Source organism: Atopobacter sp. AH10 (assembly GCF_003664595.1).
Taxonomy (GTDB): domain Bacteria; phylum Bacillota; class Bacilli; order Lactobacillales; family Aerococcaceae; genus Atopobacter.
In genome coordinates, this window is the sequence record NZ_QXPZ01000039.1 from 14,464 (window position 1) to 34,105 (window position 19,642).

Consider the following 19,642-nt stretch of genomic DNA (forward strand, 5'->3'; position numbering starts at 1 on the left):
CCTACTTATAAGTATTACCCTTTCTTATTTGACTTTCTGAGGGATTCCCTACTTATAAGTATTACCCTTTCTTATTTGACTTTCTGAGGGATTCCGTTTACCTTTAACTTATAAAGATTTCAGCTAGAAAAGGAGAGATACTTGATGACCACCATTGAAAGGCAATTAAATCATAGAAGCATTCGAGACTTTACCGATCAATCTGTGGATGAAGGCACTATTCAAAGTTTATTAGCAGTCATGAATCGAACAGCCTCCAGTCGCGGACTGCAAAGTTGTTCGATTATTCGCTTGACTGATCAAGATAAAAAGGAGGCCATTGCCACTATAGCTGGTCAACCCTACATCGCTCAAGCTCCAGAAGTGTGGATATTCATTGCCGACTGCTACCGCAACTATACTATCTTGCATGAAAAATCCGCTAAGTCAAATCAACAACCGACTCTAGACTTTTTATTTGAAGCCATTTCTGATAGCTATCTAGCTGCTCAAAATGTGATGGTCGCTTTAGAATCGCTTGATTTAGGTGGTGTTTTCTTAGGGAGCATCATGAATGATTTAGATGCTTTGGTTGAGCTGTTAAATCTACCAAAATTCACTTTCCCTCTATTAGGTATCGCTTTCGGACATGTAGCTAACCCTTCTCAGCTTAAGCCTCGCATGTCACTTGACCTCAAAGTAGGAGAAAATAGCTACCCTCATCAATATTCCTATACTAAAGCCTTAGAAAACTACGATAAAGAAATGACAAACTATTATGATACCCGTCAACACAATCGACGGTCAGATAGCTTTACAGATCAAGTTCTAAATCATTTAACGGCTGCATCACATAAAAGCAAAAGTTTATCCACTTTCTTACAAGAACAAGGTTTCATCTTAGACCGTTAACAGGAGTTGTTGCTTCAGCTTTAAACCTGTAGTTTCCAATCTACTCGTCCTATTCACAGAGAGCCTTTTCCTCTTATAACTACTCGCTACTAAAATCTCCTAGTCCTTTGACTGCTCCTTAACCAATAGGGGCAGTCACTCATCTAGGCTAACAAAATCACAATCAGATTATCTGCAAAAGAACTAGCTTCATTTTTTTATTCACTAGGCCTTAATCTATTGGGACGAATTGACTCTCATCAACAACTCCTCTCGTCTTCACTGCTTCCTATAAAAAATAGTCCATCTTTACTTCCCTCAAGTAAAAAAACTTGCTCAGTCTTTACTTTCCTATCTGACTTCGCTATAATATGGCATGTGTCGCCGAAATAGCTCAGCTGGCAGAGCAACGCACTCGTAACGCGTAGGTCGCAGGTTCGATCCCTGTTTTCGGCATTTGAATAATAAGGAGGCCAAAAAGCCTCCTTATTTTTATGTTAATGTTCATTCATTTACCTTTCCTAAGCTTTTGGCTTAACTAGCAAATGCTTTCGATTCCAGAGACTTTTGCCCTTAAAATGGCTACTTCATCTGTCGAATACAGGATACTTTTGCTATACTAAAGAAGATGGATTGATTCACCAAGGAGGCTTTCTATGCTCACCGTTCTTACTGCGCTTATGTTTTCTATTATGTCATTCACTGTTTTCCGCCAACTCTCTTCCGCCATGCAAGTCCTCATTCGTCAACCCTTACTAACATGGCAAAACATCGCCAATATTGCCTTCTCGTTTTTTACCATCCTATTGGCTTTTTTAACTCAAGATACTTTAGGTTGGCTAGGAGCCTTAACTTGGCTAATGATTGGCCTTTATAGGATTTGCTTCATTTTTTCGACTGGACTAACAGATCAAGCCTGCCTCTATTTTTCCGAAAATGATTGGCGTAGCTTGTCTAACCATAAACTAGTCTACACAGATCTTTTAGGGGTGAATATCTTACCCGGACGCCAACAAGAAGACATTCGTGTGGTTTTTATGCAAACCAACAGTAAGGTCACTCTTATCTTTAAGAAAAAAGATAAGGAGCAAATTATCCATTTACTTAAAGACAAACTCCCTATCGCCGATTCTACACGGCATTCTAAATAAGCATGTTCGCCCACTGCTAGAGTGGGCTTTTTTTTTGCTCTCCTCTATCTACCTGCCCCCTTAATCTCTTATATGTTGAAGACTTGCCATATTTAGCAGGGTGCCATATTCCTAGCTTAGCGGAGAAATCTATCTTCCAGAAGGGAAAACGCTTTACAATTTTAGAAAAGATTAGTATAATGAAGTCACTTCATTAACGCAACCGTTTGCGCCATAAGAACTTGCGTTATTAACATTCCCTTAGCATAAACACTCACTATTTAAAGCATGTGTTTATGCTATATGGGTGTCACAAAAGGAGAGGTAGAATGAAAACGTCATTCAAACAATTGTTTAGTTTCGAATTTTGGCAAAAATTCGGCAAATGCTTAATGGTGGTCATCGCTGTCATGCCAGCTGCTGGTTTAATGATTAGTATCGGGAACTCTATTCCTATGATTAACCTTCACTCAGCATTTTTAGCATCACTAGGAAATATCATTGCTCAGATTGGGTGGGCGGTTATCGTCAACCTCCACTTACTCTTTGCTTTAGCCATCGGGGGGAGTTGGGCTAAGGATAGAGCTGGCGGTGCCTTTGCCTCAGGACTTGCTTTCGTCTTGATTAACCGCATTACCGGTGCTTTTTATGGTGTATCCGGTGAAATGCTTGCTGACCCAGAAGCAAAAATCACAAGCCTTCTTGGAACTCAGATGGTTGTTAAGGACTATTTTACAAGTGTATTAGAATCCCCAGCTTTAAATACAGGGGTATTCGTAGGTATTATCGCCGGTTTCGTCGGCGCAACAGCTTATAATAAATATTATAACTACCGTAAACTTCCTGAAGTACTGACCTTCTTTAATGGGAAACGTTTCGTACCTTTTGTGGTCATTTTACGTTCTATTATGGTCGCTCTGGCTTTAGTTGTTGTTTGGCCACTTATCCAATCTGGTATCAATAATTTTGGTATGTGGATTGCTTCTTCACAAGATTCCGCTCCTATTCTTGCCCCATTCTTATACGGAACCTTGGAACGTCTCTTGCTCCCATTTGGTCTCCATCATATGTTAACTATTCCAATGAACTACACAGCCCTTGGTGGAACTTATGAAGTGCTAACAGGCGCAGCGCAAGGGACAAAAGTATTCGGTCAAGATCCATTATGGTTGGCTTGGGTAACTGACTTAGTTAATCTGAAAGGATCTGACGCTTCAGCTTACCATCATTTACTCAGCACCGTTACTCCTGCACGTTTCAAAGTAGGTCAAATGATCGGTTCTACAGGGACATTGATGGGTCTTGCTTTTGCCATGTACCGTAATGTTGACGCTGACAAGAAAAGTAAATATAAAATGATGTTTATTTCTGCAGCGGCAGCCGTTTTCTTAACTGGGGTAACAGAACCTCTTGAATACATGTTTATGTTTGCTGCCATGCCACTCTACATTGTTTACGCTCTTGTCCAAGGGGCTTCCTTCGCCATGGCCGATCTCGTCCACCTTCGCGTCCACTCATTCGGTAATATTGAATTATTAACCCGTACTCCTATGGCTCTAAAAGCTGGCCTTGGAATGGACTTGATTAACTTTATTTGGGTTTCTCTTGCTTTTGCAGTCATCATGTACTTTATTGCTGATACAATGATTAAGAAAATGCGTCTAGCAACAGCAGGACGTTTAGGTAATTATGATGCAGATATGGTCGATACTGACACATCTAAAGCTGCTTCTGGTCAACTAGTTAATAGCAATTCCCAAATCGTCCAAATCATCAACCTTCTAGGCGGGCCTGACAATATTGATGATGTCGATGCCTGCATGACTCGTTTGCGGGTAAGCGTTAAAGACCCCGCTAAAGTTGGGGCTGAAGAATATTGGAAAAAAGCTGGCGCTATGGGCTTAATTATAAAAGGTAGCGGTGTTCAAGCTGTATACGGCCCTAAAGCAGATATCCTAAAATCAGATATTCAAGACTTGCTGGCTTCAGATGCTATTATTCCAGAAGTCAATGTCGAGGCTATTGACAGCAAACCTGTTAATACCGCAGATTTTAAACAAGTCACAGAAAAGGTTTTATCTGTAGCAGATGGGACAGTTTTACCAATCACAGAAGTTAACGACAAAGTTTTTGCCGACAAGATGATGGGTGATGGTTTTGCTGTTGAACCGATTAATGGCAATATTTATGCACCGGTTGCAGGTTTAGTAACCAGCATCTTCCCAACTAAGCACGCTTTTGGTTTACTCACTGATAACGGCCTTGAGGTTCTTGTCCATGTCGGTCTTGGAACGGTAGCCTTAAACGGTGTACCATTCTCAGTAAAAGTATCCGAAGGGCAACGTGTTTCTGCAGGTGACCTATTAGTTGTCGCTGATCTTGAGGCTATCAAATCAGCAGATCGTGAAACAACTATTGTCGTTGCCTTTACTAATACAGCAGAGATCAAAAATGTGAGCTTGGTCTCTCAAGGTGATCAAGTTGCTAAACACTTAGTCGCAACTGTAGAACTTTAATACACAATACAAGAGTCTTTTATCAAGACTAGCCGCATCTTTCATACATCACAAAGAGAGTGATAGGTACAGGTCATGTTTCCTGTTTAACCTATGACTCTCCTTGTCTTATAAAGGAGAAATTATGGTCAAAGTATTAACACTCAATACACATTCTTGGATAGAAGCTAATCCTCTCAAAAAATTAGTCGATTTGGCTGAACATATCCTAAAAGAAGAATATGATATCATTTGCTTGCAAGAAATCAATCAAGTCATGTCAGGGGAAGTCGCAACAGACTTATCCCTTTACCAAGCCCTCCCTAACACACCTGCCATCCACCAAGAGCATTATGCCCTTCTTTTAACTCACTACCTTAAAAAGAAGGGGCTCGATTATTACTGGTCATGGGCCTACAATCATATAGGCTACGATTTTTACCATGAAGGTGTCGCCATTTTATCGAGAGAGCCTATTGAGGTTTCTGATATTCTTCTGTCAGATACAGACGACGAAAAGGACTATCATACAAGACGGGCTTTACTGGCTAAAACAAAATTGAAGGGCAAAGCAGTCACTATCGTTAGTATGCATTTATCTTGGTTCAACAAAGGCTTTCAAGCTGAATGGCAACGCCTAGAAAAAGAATTGCTCACTCTGAATTCTCCCTTATTATTAATGGGCGATTTTAATAACCCAACGGATCAAGAAGGTTACCAAATGATTCTAGAAAGTCCCCTGAAATTACAAGATAGTCACAAAGTTGCTCGTCAGGTTTATGGTGATCACAGTATTAAGGCCGATATTGACGGTTGGGAAAATAATCAAAAAGCCTATAAAGTGGATCATCTCTTCTCCAGCAAGGACTTTTCTATCAACAGTTCTAAGATTACTTTCGATGGTTCACTTGCTCCAGTAGTCAGTGACCATTATGGGCTTTCAGTGGACTTAGATTGGATTCACAATTAGCCTATAAACAACATTTTTTCTATACTAAAAGCATCTAAAACTTGCTTTAGCTATCTATAAAAAAGGGGGTAGGCACATGAATGCCCATTATGATAATTTCGAAGAAGTCAGCTTAACAACGCAAATTGTGAGCGAAAAAAACGGCTATTACTCCTTTGAAGATACTGTTTTTTACGGAGAGAAAGGTGGTCAACCTTCTGATCACGGCAGCATCAACGGTCTTCCTTTAGTTGACTTGAAATGGGAGGGAGATATTCTTTACCACAAAGTTTCGGGACAGTTAAGCAATCCTATTCATATGCAAGTAGATTTAAACACCCGATGGTTAAATACCGCTATTCAAAGTAGCTTCCATCTATTAGATGGTTTTTATGAATCCAAGGGTTTAAAAATAATCGCTGTCAACGCCAACCCTGACAATACCTGGTATGAGCTTGCTGTAAAAGATTTGTCGCAAGATCTAATAGATGAGTCTCAAAACTTTTTGCGTCAAATGATTCGATTAGATTTTCCAGTCGAATTTACCTACATGAAAGGATCCGATTATCCCGATGAATTTTATCATCAATTTGACGAAGTTCGTATCGTTCATTTTAAAGAAGTAAACACCCAACCCTGTGGCACCTGCCATGTCAATCATACCGGGCAGATCGGCTCCTATAGTAATCTCTATAGCGAAAACACTGCCAAGGGAACTCGGGTGCATATCGCTGTCAATAGCAGTTGCAACAGTTTGTTAGAGCAACTTTATCTCCAACAAAAGAGCTTAAGTCAATTGCTCAGTGTTAGCGGGACAGATATTCTAAATGCCGTAAAAAAACTCCGCCAATCTGACAAAGAGTCCAAAAAGGAAATCCAACAGCTTAAAAAGAGCCTTTTACTTCAAAAAGCCGATCGCCTTTCAAAACTAGGTCAAAAGATTATCCATCTCCAAGACATTGACCCTAAGGAACTACGTGAATTATCGCAGTTAATGACCAAAAAAATCGTCGGAAATCAGATCTTATTCACCGAGGAATCTAACAGTATCCATTTCGCCATTATATCGGCTGAAAATCGTTCAAGAGATTTATTCGGAATTTTAAAAGAACAGCTAGATCAAGTCACTGGCGGTGGTGCTCCTCATCTGGTTAGCGGAAGAGCTATAGCCAATGTCGAAACTTTCCAACGAATCGCTGAAGGCCTATTTTAGCTCCCCCTCTCTGTTTTCCTTCGTTTCCTGCTAACTCCTAACTTTTTATAAAAATCTCCCTTCCCTATTTGTGGATTAACATATATAAAGCTCCCTTCAGTAGCCATCACTACTAAAGGGAGCTTTTCACTTTCCTTTCACATCCTATAAAGGTCAAACTAGTTGTATTATCCCAACAAGAAGCATAGATCCTATTCTTCTGCCAGTAATTCATCATAGGCTTCTAAAGCTGTACTAGCATAGTTAGCTTCAGGCCCTCCACCCATCACAACAGTAACCCCAATCACTGCAACGAGTTCTTCACGAGTGCCGCCTGCATCATAAAAGCCCTTGACATGGGTAGCAATACATGGCTCACAATGACGAGCAATCGCACAAGCCACAAAAATCATTTCCATTGTTTTGATATCTAAAATATCTGTTTCTGCAATAGCCATGGTCATCTTGCCTATGCCAGGCATCAAGTCTGGAATAACTTCTGCATATTTTTGTTTGCGTTTCATATATTCCCGACGTAGTTCCTCATATTTCCCCATTTGACATCTTCCTTTCTGACTATACTTACCTTTTAATTATCAGAAAGTTCTTCAGAATTGTCAACGCTTTCAAGCTGACTTGCCCGCTTTTCGGTAATCAAATCGTTGCAATAAATTCGGAAATATTGGTAAAAGTAATAAATAGAAAGCAACATTCCCTAATGCATGATAAGTGTCAAAAGATAATCCATTGAGATAGTAAATCCACCCATTCGCCAGGCCTAAATGTAAAATTTGTGCTAAAGTGACGATTATCCCGTAAAAATACCCCATGGCTGCTGCCCATATAGCAGACATTATTCGCTTATTCTTTAAAGCTGTCTTCCCCCACAAAGCAGAAAGAACAGCAATCAGAGCATAAGCGAGCATTTGCGGAATAGTCCACCAGCCCATTCCCAAAAAGAGATTGGAAACTAACATGGTCAACATCCCCACTAAAGCGCCATCGCACATCCCATAGATAAGGGAAATGAAAATTACCATACTTGTTACCGGTTGAACATTGGGCACAAAGGCAAACAGCCACCGTCCTACAACGGCAGCTGATGTCAATAAGGCTAACTGGGCTATACGTCTTAATTCCAATCGTCTGTCAAGTCCCATGTCACATGATCTCCATCAGACAATTTGACTTTATCTGCTCCGACTTCTGCCATTTTGTCGTTAACCAATAATTTCCAATATTGGCCTTTTGTATCCCCTTGATCTGATTTCAAGTCATTGATAGCCGTAACAAATCCATCTTTTTCTTCGACTTTATAAGCCTTCTTAAAGGCATCTAGAAAGCTTTCGCCTTTTTTCACTTCCACAGTCTTTTCGCTAGATTCAACTGCTTCACCCTTGTGTAAGATACTCACCTTGATAGAAAGAACTTCTTTGTCCTTCTTTACTTCCTTTTGTTCCGTTTTTGCTTCTTTAGCTGGACTTGTCACCTGTTTAGGTTGAGAGCAAGCAAACAAGGTCACTGAAGCTAATGTTAAAAGACTAATGGACCATTTTTTTAATTTCATTGTTTTTCCTCCTTATGGTTAAAGCCTGGTTTTCCCTTATAAAGATAGGTTAAAGCTAATTTTTTTCTTGAAAGAGCGTTAGACCTATAGTTTAGTTTTGGCTTAAAGACTCCTTAAAGCTAATTTTTCCCTTGAAAGACACGCTTAGTAAAGTCTGCCATTTCTTTATAATAGCGGTCAAGATACATAAATTTAGCTGCTGCATGGCCACCCCTTTGGTAAATGACTTTCTTCTTATCCTTTCCAGGGATAGCTTTATATAGTTCTTCTGTCATCTTAACTGGAACAAAATCATCCCCTTTAGTATGAACTAACAGAGCGGGCATGTGAATTTTCTTAGCATAGTTGATTACTTCCCCATCTTTAATATCATAGCCTGCTTTAACTTCTCCCATCACACGTGCCATATCTAAAACAGGAAAAGTAGGCAAGTTGAATCGTTTATCCAACTCTGAACCAAAGATATTCCAAACACTGGAAAAGCCACAATCATCGATGACCCCAAGCACACGTGGGTTGGGTTTATCACCTGCTGCCATCATAACAGTCGCCCCTCCCATAGAGGTGCCATGATAAATAATTCGGCTATCCGGATGTCGTTGAAGCAAATCTTCCGTCCATTGCTTGAGATCATCCTTATCCAGATAGCCCATTCCAATATATTGCCCTTCACTTGGGCGATGCGCCCGTAAGCTCATTGTAAAGACATTATACCCCATTTGATAGAAGTGGCGCGCTAAAAGTTGTGACTCTTTTTCGCTAGACTGGTAACCATGGACAATCATCAGCCAGTTATTGGTCGTTTTATCATGGGGTTGGATAAATTCATGACCAACCAACTTCAATCCGTCTTTGCTGGTTATGGTCCGGCGATGTGTCAGAGGCAAAACCTCCTTCAACCAGCGATCTCTTTCTAAGTCTTCACGTGCATGCACTGAATCTGATTTTTTCTTTTGCGATTTTGCTGTCGCTGTTTTCTTGACCTTTCTATCATCTCCACCGCTTTTAGGAACCAAGGCATAGCGGACAAAGTAAGAGCCAACACCGTAAGTAGCCACCCCTCCACAAAGGGTTAGGCCGATCAGCCCCTTAATCGCTGCACGGTAAATTTTTTTGTTCATACTGAAAATACCTCCATTTAGCGACCAGGTAGACTCACTCCCCTATGAATTAGTTGACTTCTTGTTTCCTACTCTTGCCGCAAGTCATTATCTAGTCTAGTTTACCATGAAGATCCGATAAAATGCGACAAATTATTAAAAACTTACGTTAAAGCGGCCTGACAAGTTTTGCCAGACCGCTATTTCTTTGCTGACTTTACAGCTTTTTTCCTTCCAATAGTTCGACCAGCCCCCATTATTTACTACGTTGTGCTGATCATTCCTTCTCTTCTTCCTATTCACCCATTGCTTATCTTGCTTGTCTTCTGTTATGTCACTATTATTAGAAGAAACTACTCTTTTTTGCTTGTCTTCCTATAAATTTCTCAATTTTTGCAGGATAATCTTTTGCTCTACAGAAGCAACCAAACGTTTAGTAAAGGCCACAGTATCCGGATTTACACTCATGGAAGTCACTCCACATTCCACCAGATATTCCGCCAGTTCTGGATATTGACTTGGTGCTTGACCACAGATTGAGCAGGTAATCCCTACCTTATTAGCAGCGTCAATAATGATCTTCAAGGCCTTTTTCACTGCTTCATTACGTTCGTCGAAATAGCCCATATTATTCAAAATTTCAGAATCACGATCTGCACCCATAATCAGTTGAGTGAGGTCATTTGATCCAATAGAGAAGCCATCGACTAATCGCGCAAATTCTTCTGCCTGAAGGACGACAGCAGGCACTTCAGCCATCATCCAAATCTTAAATGTCTTAGAGCGAGAAAGTCCTTCTTCTGCCATTATTTTTTTCGCTTGTTCTAGTTCATCCAAGGTGCGAACAAATGGTAGCATAGCATATACATTATCTAATCCTAATTGCTCACGAACGCGTCGCAAAGCTTGGCACTCTAGGCGGAATCCTTCTTCATATGCTTTAGAAACATAGCGAGAAACCCCACGCCAGCCAATCATCGGATTAGCCTCTATAGGTTCTACTTCGTCTCCGCCTTCCAATCCACGATATTCGTTCGTACGGAAATCTGACAAGCGGACGACAATCTTTCTTGGGTAAATTTCTTGGGCCACTTCTGCAATATTTTCAGACAACTTGTCAATCATCAGTTGTTGACGACCTGTCTTGATGAGGTAAAGTGGGTGAATACCTATCTTGTTGGTAAAGATAAACTCTGTCCGCATCAATCCTATTCCGTCGAATGGTAAATCTTTGTAGCGATGGATGAGGTCTGGTTGCCCTAAATTCATATAGATCTTAGTCCCAGTAATTGGTGCCATTTCTTGATAGCTGACACTTGCTTTAGCGCTAGTTTCTAATGGCTTTTCCTCTTGCTTCAATACATCCCCGTCGTAAACTACTCCACGTTTAGCATCGACCGTAACCATTTGATTATTTTGAAGAAGAGTAGTGGCATTCTTTGTCCCTACAATACAAGGAATTTGTAGTTCTCTAGAAACAATAGCCGCATGACAAGTCCGTCCACCCTCATCTGTTACTAATGCTGCTGCTTTCTTCATAGCTGGTACCATGTCAGGATTAGTCATTCCAGCTACAAGGACTTCCCCTTCTTGTACATTCCCAATTTCAGACATATGTTGAATAACACGAACTTTCCCACGGCCTATCCCTGGAGAAGCTGGTAACCCTTTCAATATTGGATGGAGATTTTCACTCGCCTTAGCTACTTCTTGACTTTCTTCATGCCCCTTCAATGTCGTGATTGGTCGACTTTGTAGGAAATAAAATTCGTGAGTATCCTCATCTAAACCCCACTCAGTATCTTGAACGGAGCCATACAATTTTTCTACTTTTAGTCCATTATCAATTAAAATTTCTAATTCTTCTGGTGTCAGAGAAGATTTCTCCACATATTCTTCCCCTAATTGCTCGGCAACAGGCACTTGAACTGTTCCAATTCCTTCAGGATTCTTTACGACCATGCATTTTTTATGGGCAATATTTTGCTCAATGACCCGTCTGCTAGCTTTATCAACGATAAACTCATCAGGCGTTACACTGCCAGAGACTACTGCTTCTCCTAATCCCCAAGAAGAGTTAATCATCATTTCATCTGTGGAGGAATTTATAGGATTAGCTGTAAACATTACCCCAGATTTTTCTGATTTCACCATCTTTTGAACAACGGCAGAAAGTGCCACATCAAAATGATTAAAGTGTTGTTTTTCACGATAATAGATCGCTCTAGCTGTCCAAAGAGAGGCCCAGCATTTACGAACATGGTCGATTAAATCATCCGCTCCTTTAATGTGTAAGTATGTATCTTGTTGCCCAGCAAAAGAAGCATCTGGCAAATCTTCAGCAGTTGCAGATGAACGTACTGCTACTTCTGGGTCTTGGACATGGATTCGTTCAGCAAAACGTTGATAGGCTGAACGGATCTCTTCCTCCAAATCAGGGGCTACAGGGCTCTTTTGAAAGCGTTGCCGAATTTCTTCACTCAAAATCGCCAAGGCCTTGGCATCATCCACATCACAATGAGATAAAATTTTCGCCACTACATCATCAAGTTTTGCATAGTCAACAAAGCGCTGATAACCTCTAGAAGTGACACAAAAGCCTGGTGGTACTGGTAGACCCATTGCAGTTAATTCTCCAAGATTGGCCCCTTTCCCGCCGACTTCAGGTATATCCTCCTTACCAATTTCATCAAAACGTTTGATATAGGCATATTGAGACATCATAGTCCTCCTTCGTGAATTCGAATGCTTAGTGGTAAGAGCTCCCCTTCCAGACTGTATCAGCTTATCCAGAGATAAAATCGCTCTCATTTGCTTATCTGGCTATATCGTACGATAATTATTCGTAAAAAGCAAGATAAAGCGCTATTTTTAATCTAAATACACCGCAGAATACGAACATTAATATTTCATCTGTTTTTTATCGTTCCTAATCCTGTTATATTATCTAATGACAGCCCTGGCTATTTTCTTGTTTTTTAGGCGCTTCCATTCTTCAAAGCAATTATACAGGAGACATATGCCTGTTCTAAAAAGCAGGGTCATTTCCTGTCCCGCTATAATGAGAGAAAGCTAAATCGCTACTTTCTCTTCCATTTTTTTCTCATTTTTCTGTGTTCTCTTTGCCCTTAACCATAAAAAATTTAAAGATCTACAGTTAATAAGTACTTTGAATCCTGCCACAATAAAAAGCTAGCCCCCTATCCGCCTACAACTAGCTATCTACTTCATAGGAACGCTAAAATTACACTTTCATATACTATCAGTTCTACTATAGCTAACTTATACCTAGCTTCTTTAGTACAGCCTCTATGTTTTCATGAATGACTAAATCGAAGTTGCCGTCCAAAGGGGTGGCTTCTTTATTGACCAATATTTTCGTCTCTCCCATGAAATATTGTGGTAAAGCCGCTACTGGGTAAACACGTAGGCTAGTCCCTAAGACTAAAAGGGTATCTGCTTCTTGCAAGGCGCAAATAGCACTGTTGATCGCATCTGTATCCAAGGCCTCTCCATACAAGACAATATCTGGTCTCAGCTGTTCTCCCTTATAACAAATCGCATTTTGAGCTACTTCCACCTCACTATAATCAAACTTCAATCCGTCCCGTGTTCTAAAGCGCAAGGCACTGCCATGTAGCTCTACTACTCGACTAGAACCAGCCTTTTGATGCAGTCCGTCTATATTTTGTGTAAGAACGGTCACCTGACGATCGGGGCTCTCTAATCGAGCTATAAACCGGTGAACAAAAGAAGGCTCAGCTTCTGGGAAGTAAAGATGCTCGATAAAATTCCGATAAAATAATTCCGGCTCTCTTCTCAAAAAATCAATAGACAAGGCCTCTTCACCAGAATAATGTACCCCTTTAATGCGATCATAAATTCCATTGGCCGAACGAAAGTCAGGGATGCCTGATCCAGTAGATACCCCTGCACCAGTGAGCACCAGCAATTTCTTACTCTTGTTTAACAATTTACTGAGCCAGTCGATTTGGTTTATTTCTGCCACTCGTCTCTTCCTCCTTTTAATCCAAAAAAACTCGTGAGAACTAGCCCACGAGCATTTTTCGTTAGATCTTGCCCGCTCAACGCTCTGCATGATCTATCCTTTGATTATATATTAACATTCATCACAGCAATAGCAAGGGTCGTCACAACCAAAGTTTCCACTACAGCAACTAGCATTATCCAGATCGCACTTGCTTGCTTCTTTGGCTTTAGCGGTAGAGTCGCACTTGCCACCACAGTCGCACTTGCCACCGCAATCGCACTTGTCACCGCAATCGCACTTGTCGCCACAGTCGCACTTGTCACCGCAGTCGCACTTGTCGCCACAGTCGCACTTGTCACCGCAATCGCACTTGTCACCGCAATCGCACTTGTCGCCGCAGTCGCACTTGTCACCGCAGTCGCACTTGTCGCCACAGTCGCACTTGTCACCGCAGTCGCACTTGTCGCCACAGTCACACTTGTCACCACAGCCACAGGAGGAAGCAGAACTACATGCATCCCCTAGACTAGCATCACAAGCGCAAGAGGAAGAACAAGAATAGCTTTCTTCATCCCCAATAGCATCAATCATAGCTACCCGACGAGCATGTCGTCCGCCTTCAAATTCGTTAGATAACCATTCATGTACAATCATTTTCGCTAGTTCATCCCCGACAACCCGAGCGCCAAAAGCGATAATATTCGCATTGTTATGAATTTTAGCCATCTTAGCAGAATATGGTTCAGAGCATACTGCCGCCCGTACCCCTTTAACCTTATTAGCAGAGATAGAAATGCCAATCCCTGTACCGCAAATTAGAATACCGCCATCAAATTCCCCGGAGGCTACCGCACGACCAACTTTTTCACCATTTTTTGGATAGTCCATCTTTTCACCATGAGCAGGGCCATAGTCAACAATTTCATGACCTAAAGAGGACACATAGTCAATAATTGTATCTTTTAAATCTACACCAGCATGATCGCTACCAATAACTAGTTTCATTTTTTCATCAACCTCTCCCAAAAACTCTTGTATCTTTTTATCCATCCATATCTTAGCAAATCTACACGAGAGATAAAAGTTAGATGCTGTGCTGAAGACCAGCAAATTCGCAATTCATCTGATAGGCAAGCGAGAACAGTTCTAAAAAGCCTCAGATAAATAGCAAACGAGCACAGGTTTCACAAGTCCCCTAACTCAAAAAAAGAGGGTGTAGTTCTTCTTCATTCGCATAGCGGTAAAATAGTTTCAAGGCCAAAGGATTGTTTTCTAAGAGATGCAAAAGTGGGCAACGTCCAATCGCACGACGGCAAATAGCTTCCGCAAATAGTTCGGCATCATCCCCAGACAATTGCACTATCACATGCAATTGATAAGCAGGCGTATTATCTAAGCTATTTCTTACCACCATATCCACAGAAACATCTATCCGGTGAACTTCAAAGTGAAGTCCTTGTTGTCCCCTTAACTTCGCTAAAGTATCTGCATAAGTAATAGCCACTGACATAGCGTAGTAGAGGCGTGCCATTTCTAAAGATGGTAAATCTACTTCTTTAAAGTCTACTTCTTCTCCGGTTGGCAGTTGAACCCACTTAGCCTCTACCGGCAAGACTTGGTATGTTGCTGTTACATGTTTCTTTTCTTCTGTCATACCCTTCTCCTTACTCCTCACCGTTCCAGCATAAAAGCAGGCTAGCCACTTTTAACTTTCCACGACTCATCTAGCAATTTCTTATCTTTCTCTTCTTCTATTATATTTATCTTTGGATATAATTACAATCTTTCCATTAGAAAAGACATAAAATGAAACAGTTCTCACCAAGGGCTTCCAAGTCTGACTTTCAGCTAGATTTGTCTAGCACTTATTTTTTAGCTCATAAGCTGAATTTCCTGACTCATAACCATGTTATCTATCGGGAAATTCAGGATAAACAGCAGTTGCCACTTCCGATGTATTTATTGCTTAAGAAAACCGCTATTCCAGTCATCCCTTTTTCATCACCTGATCTATGCAACTATCTTTAATAAAAAAGGACCAAACCCATAAATAGGCTTGGTCCTTCTTGATAGATGTCGAAAGTATCCTGTAGAAGAATTAACGAACTTCTACTTTGCTTTCCCAAGAGCTGCAAGAAGCTTCGATAACAGCGTTTAAGTCATCCATGTTCTTCTTACCTTGGTTGTCTAACCATTCAATACATGCTTCTTCGCCTTCTTTAGCGTATACAGCAACGGATTCTTTCCAAGTTGCACGGCCACAAAGTACCCCGTTGAAGTTAGCACCTGCTTCTTTAGCAAAACGAAGTGTTTCTTGGAATAATTCAGCAGTAACCCCTGCAGACAAGAAGATGTATGGTAAATCAGTTGCGTCAGATTGAGCTTTGAAGTAAGCTTTAGCTTCTTCTTTAGTGTAAGCCACTTCACCTTTAGCGTAACCTTCAACATAGTCCATGTTCACTGGAACTTCCAATTTCAATACATCTACATGGTAACGATCTTTAGAGAATTCAACTACAGAGTCGTTAACTTTGTGAGGTTTAACCTTAGCGTATTCTAAGCTCTTAGCGTCTTCGATGTTAGCATCGTAAGTAACGATTTCCAAGAAGAATGGCATGTCTTCTGCTAAACATTCGCTACCAATACGTTCAACGAATGCATGTTTTTGTTCATTGATTTCTTCGCCTTCGTCAATATCGTAGTACAACAATACTTTAACAGCGTCAGCGCCAGCTTCTTTCAAGCGACGTGCAGACCATAATGGCAATAAGTCAGGCAAACGACCTGGTTCTGTAGCATCGTAACCAGTTTTTTCATAAGCCACTAACAAACCTGCTTCTTCATGACGTAATTCAGATGCTGGCAAACCATATTCTGGGTCCAACAAGATAGAAGAAGCGTAAGGAGTTAATTTTTTAGAAACTAATTTTTTGTATTCAACGATATCGTTTTCGTTAGGAGTGTCTTTCCCTTCAGCCAACATACGTTTAAGAGAACCACGTTGGTCGATAGCAAGAGCACTGATTACATGGTTTTTATCAGATAAACGTTCAAGACGTGCGTATTTTTCTTTAGAGATGGTTAGTTTTGACATTGGTCATCCTTCTTTCTAAATGATCTTTGATTAGTCATCTAATCAATAAACTAAGCTTGATAAACTTTTTCGCCATCGATATAAGTGGCTTGCAACTCTAAGTCATCGTTGAGAACAATGAAGTCTGCTGCATAACCGGCTGCAATTTTGCCGCACACGTCATCTATTTTCACCGATTTAGCTGGGGAAAGAGTTGCCATATGAAGAGCTTCTTGTGGAGTAGCAATCTCCCAGTCCACTACATTCTTTACCCCGTGAATTAATTGTAATACACTTCCGGCCAAAGAGCCAGAGTTAGCTAATCTGGCAGCGCCATCTTTTACAATAACTTCAAATTCTCCTAATGTCGATTTGCCGTCACCTAATCCGCCTGCTCTCATACAATCTGTTATTAAGGCGATTCTATCTCGGCCATGTGCATTCATCAAGCATTCGCACGCTCCCGGTTGCACATGATAACCATCACAGATCAATTCGCCATATGTTTCCTTACAATTCATCGCCGCTCCAACGACACCTGGTTCTCTGTGATGAAGCCCACGCATCCCATTGAACACATGGACGAAAATATTAGCCCCTGCATCAACAGCCTTCAAGCATTCCTCATACGTTGCCCCTGAATGCCCCAAAGCAATGAAAATCCCTTTTTCTCTTGCATGGCGAGTAAATTCTACTGAACCAGGACGTTCTGGAGCAATCGCAATCTTTTTGAGCAAGCCCCCAGCTGCTTCTTGCCATTCGTCCAATTCATCGCTATTTGGATCTGTCATATATTTAGGATTTTGCGCCCCTTTGTGTTCTTCGCAGAAATAAGGGCCTTCAAAGAAAATCCCTCTAATTTTGGCAGATTTAGCATTCCCTTTGAAATTCTTAATCGTTTGGCAGACTTCTTTTAGCAAATCATGGTCAGCTGTTAAAGTTGTCGGCAACCAGGAAGTTACCCCACAGCTTGGAAGGCCTTCTGCAATAACACGTAAGCCTTCTGCATCATTATCCATCACATCATAGCCCATAAAGCCATGAATATGGGTATCAACCAATCCTGGAGCGACACTGAAATCACTGTAATCAACTACTTTCGCCTCAGCGTCCTTCAATTCACTTGTATATTCCCCAAACTGCCCGTTCGCTGTAATTTCAAGATATCCTGCTTCTCGAACATGTCCTGGATAATAGAAACGTTTTGCCTTAATATAGGTTGTCATCTTGCCATTCCTTTCTTTTTTCTACTAGTCTTGATAAGGATGAATACTTACCCCTTTAACCACCCGATTGACAGTGCCAGTAGGTGAAGGTGTATCTGGTTTATTGCCCACTTTAATAGAAGTAAGCAAAGCAATCGTTTGACCTAATATGGCAAATGGTAGCGCCATATAAGCATCTGGGACTTGCCTATTCTTGTCTTTAAAGACAAACTTTTCCCCGTCTAAATCTAGCGGTTCTACCCCAATCGCAATCACTTTTTCAGCAATTTGATCTCCAGCAAGTTCTTTGTAAATATCGACATCATATTGCCTCGTGTAAGGATTATTTGAAATGAAAACGAAAGCTAGAGAACGTTCATTCACAAACGATTTAGGACCATGCCGGAAGCCCATAGAAGAGTCAAAAGCTGTCGCAATTTGTCCAGCTGTTAATTCCAAAATCTTTAGTTGTACTTCTCGAGCCAAGCCTTCAAAAGCGCCAGACCCTAAGTATATGACCCGATCATATGTTGGACTAGTTATAGCTAGGAGTTCGTCTTCACGAGCAATCACTTCTTGACCCATGTCAACGATCGAGTGCACATAGTTTTCTTTATCTTCTTCAGTATGTTGGTCAAAAATCAACAAAGCCGTCAACGTCATGCATGTGTATGATCCTGTCATAGCAAAACCTTGGTCATTCGACCGCTCTGGCATCATCAATAGCAGATTGGAACGATCACCATGAGCTTGTTGTGCTAACTTACCATCTTTGGCACAAGTAATGGTGATTTGATAGAAATCTTTCACTAATTGTTTGCCAAGTTCCACACTGGCTACACTTTCGGGACTATTCCCTGAACGAGCAAATGAAACGAGTATAGTCTTTTTATCCGCTTTAAAGTAGGCATATGGATTGGAAACTAAACTAGTCGTTGGCACTGCTAGAAATTCGTAGCGATCTTCATCCCCAACTTCTTTCAAATATGGATAAATAGTATCCCCTACATAAGCAGATGTCCCAGCACCGGTAAAGATCACTCGAGTGCGATCTTTACCTACAACTTCATCCAAAAATGTATGGATTTCTTTATAATGCTCTTGATAGTATGCCAAGGCTTCTTGCCACAATTCTGGTTGTTGCTTTATTTCACGGGTGGTTATTTCTGCTTTAAGACGCTCTAATTCCTCTTTGCTTGCCTTAAACATCTTCGTTTCCCTTCCCTTCTTCTGTTTGATGGTAACGTACACGATAGATAAATTGATCACTTCTAGCGATAGAAAAGGTCAATTCAATGAGTTGCCCCTTATTATTCACCGTTTGCCGAGTGAGGCGTAAACAAGGACTCCCTTGTGCTACTTCTAGCTCATGGGCTTCCTCAGCATCCACGATACCTGCCGTAAATTCTTCATCTGCATAGCGTATAACTTGCCCATATTGTTGTTGAAGAAAGTCATACAAAGAACTTTTCCCGACTTGTTCTACTTCCATACGAGGGAAAATTTCCTCTGGCAGGTAAGTCGTCTCAACCATCATAGGAGTTCCATTAGCCAAACGCACACGTTTCATTTGATACAATTTAGCCCCTTCTAAAAGTCCCATCCGCTCCGCTAGATAATGTGGCGCAGTAATCATTTGAAATTTCAAGATACGATTATCCGGTTCTTTTCCCAGCTGAACCATTTGTTCCGTAAAGCTATAGCTATCTAAGAGATTTTGTCGTTGTCGCCATAAGCTTGATACATAAGTCCCTTGCCCTGGCCGTCTATACACATAACCCAAAGATTCTAGTTCCCCAAACGCTGACCTTACCGTTGTTCTACTGATGTGATATTTAGCACAAATTTCACGTTCAGAAGGCATACGTTCCCCTGGCCTTTTTTCCATTTTGATATAAGTAATCAGGTTTTCACACAGTTGCGCATAAAGGGATAAACTATGGCTCTGTTTGGTCATCATGTTCACCTCTTTCGTGGTCATTACCAGTTAAGTTAATTGTAGGAGATTTTCGAAAGGGGTTCAATTAAATTCATCAAAAAATTCATTATTCTATCAAAAGAACCAGTTAT

16 protein-coding genes, 1 tRNA gene and 1 pseudogene are annotated in these 19,642 nt (G+C 40.9%); 6 read left to right on the plus strand and 12 right to left on the minus strand.

The genetic code is table 11. The annotated features are described in order from the left end of the window. The first annotated feature begins 144 nt into the window (after positions 1-144). The 6 genes from D3H64_RS08030 (at position 145) to D3H64_RS08055 (ending at position 6,657) form a co-directional block, all read left to right on the plus strand. Positions 145-891: a nitroreductase family protein gene (locus tag D3H64_RS08030; RefSeq protein WP_121565733.1), complete on the plus strand. Its 747-nt coding sequence runs from the start codon at positions 145-147 to the stop codon at positions 889-891. Positions 892-1,253: 362 nt separating this feature from the next. Further along, positions 1,254-1,326: transfer RNA gene (locus D3H64_RS08035), tRNA-Thr, on the plus strand. Positions 1,327-1,526: 200 nt separating this feature from the next. Continuing rightward, a complete protein-coding gene (locus D3H64_RS08040) occupies positions 1,527-2,021 on the plus strand; it encodes a hypothetical protein (RefSeq protein WP_121565734.1) in 495 nt (164 codons plus the stop codon). Between the two features lie 308 nt (positions 2,022-2,329). After that, a complete protein-coding gene (locus D3H64_RS08045; RefSeq protein WP_121565735.1) occupies positions 2,330-4,516 on the plus strand; it encodes a PTS transporter subunit IIBC in 2,187 nt (728 codons plus the stop codon). A 124-nt stretch (positions 4,517-4,640) separates the two neighbouring features. Then, a complete protein-coding gene (locus tag D3H64_RS08050; RefSeq protein ID WP_121565736.1) occupies positions 4,641-5,465 on the plus strand; it encodes an endonuclease/exonuclease/phosphatase family protein in 825 nt (274 codons plus the stop codon). Between the two features lie 76 nt (positions 5,466-5,541). Further along, positions 5,542-6,657 carry a hypothetical protein gene (locus tag D3H64_RS08055; protein WP_121565737.1) on the plus strand — a complete coding sequence of 372 codons (1,116 nt, stop codon included), beginning with the start codon at positions 5,542-5,544 and terminating at the stop codon, positions 6,655-6,657. Positions 6,658-6,848: 191 nt separating this feature from the next. Here D3H64_RS08055 and D3H64_RS08060 read toward each other — a convergent pair whose 3' ends face one another. The 12 genes and pseudogenes from D3H64_RS08060 to D3H64_RS08115 all read right to left on the minus strand — a co-directional run bounded on the left by D3H64_RS08060 (position 6,849) and on the right by D3H64_RS08115 (position 19,532). Then, complete coding sequence (locus D3H64_RS08060; protein ID WP_121565738.1) at positions 6,849-7,193, minus strand: carboxymuconolactone decarboxylase family protein; 345 nt, start codon at positions 7,191-7,193, stop codon at positions 6,849-6,851. Between the two features lie 69 nt (positions 7,194-7,262). Continuing rightward, on the minus strand, positions 7,263-7,796 hold the full coding sequence (locus D3H64_RS08065; protein ID WP_121565739.1) for an ECF transporter S component: 534 nt from the start codon (positions 7,794-7,796) through the stop codon (positions 7,263-7,265). Further along, positions 7,769-8,203: a DUF4430 domain-containing protein gene (locus D3H64_RS08070; RefSeq protein ID WP_121565740.1), complete on the minus strand. Its 435-nt coding sequence runs from the start codon at positions 8,201-8,203 to the stop codon at positions 7,769-7,771. The genes D3H64_RS08065 and D3H64_RS08070 overlap by 28 nt, the downstream gene beginning before the upstream one ends. A 119-nt stretch (positions 8,204-8,322) precedes the next feature. Beyond that, positions 8,323-9,324 carry an alpha/beta hydrolase gene (locus tag D3H64_RS08075; RefSeq protein ID WP_121565741.1) on the minus strand — a complete coding sequence of 334 codons (1,002 nt, stop codon included), beginning with the start codon at positions 9,322-9,324 and terminating at the stop codon, positions 8,323-8,325. 354 nt (positions 9,325-9,678) lie between these two features. Then, entirely contained in the window at positions 9,679-12,024 is a 2,346-nt protein-coding gene (ppsA, locus tag D3H64_RS08080; RefSeq protein WP_121565742.1) for a phosphoenolpyruvate synthase, read from the minus strand. A gap of 556 nt (positions 12,025-12,580) precedes the next feature. After that, positions 12,581-13,312 carry an NAD-dependent protein deacylase gene (locus tag D3H64_RS08085; protein ID WP_158589256.1) on the minus strand — a complete coding sequence of 244 codons (732 nt, stop codon included), beginning with the start codon at positions 13,310-13,312 and terminating at the stop codon, positions 12,581-12,583. A gap of 549 nt (positions 13,313-13,861) precedes the next feature. After that, positions 13,862-14,299: pseudogene (gene rpiB / locus D3H64_RS10425) on the minus strand (ribose 5-phosphate isomerase B); the annotation flags it as partial. Between the two features lie 190 nt (positions 14,300-14,489). Next, positions 14,490-14,948 (minus strand): hypothetical protein, encoded by a 459-nt coding sequence (locus tag D3H64_RS08095; RefSeq protein ID WP_121565744.1) that lies wholly within the window; start codon positions 14,946-14,948, stop codon positions 14,490-14,492. Between the two features lie 444 nt (positions 14,949-15,392). Next, complete coding sequence (gene lacD, locus D3H64_RS08100; RefSeq protein ID WP_121565745.1) at positions 15,393-16,388, minus strand: tagatose-bisphosphate aldolase; 996 nt, start codon at positions 16,386-16,388, stop codon at positions 15,393-15,395. Positions 16,389-16,438: 50 nt separating this feature from the next. Next, on the minus strand, positions 16,439-17,593 hold the full coding sequence (nagA, locus tag D3H64_RS08105; protein WP_121565746.1) for an N-acetylglucosamine-6-phosphate deacetylase: 1,155 nt from the start codon (positions 17,591-17,593) through the stop codon (positions 16,439-16,441). Between the two features lie 24 nt (positions 17,594-17,617). After that, positions 17,618-18,781 (minus strand): SIS domain-containing protein, encoded by a 1,164-nt coding sequence (locus tag D3H64_RS08110; protein ID WP_121565747.1) that lies wholly within the window; start codon positions 18,779-18,781, stop codon positions 17,618-17,620. Further along, on the minus strand, positions 18,774-19,532 hold the full coding sequence (locus D3H64_RS08115) for a GntR family transcriptional regulator (RefSeq protein ID WP_121565748.1): 759 nt from the start codon (positions 19,530-19,532) through the stop codon (positions 18,774-18,776). Before D3H64_RS08115 ends, D3H64_RS08110 begins: the two co-directional genes overlap by 8 nt. Positions 19,533-19,642: the final 110 nt, after the last annotated feature.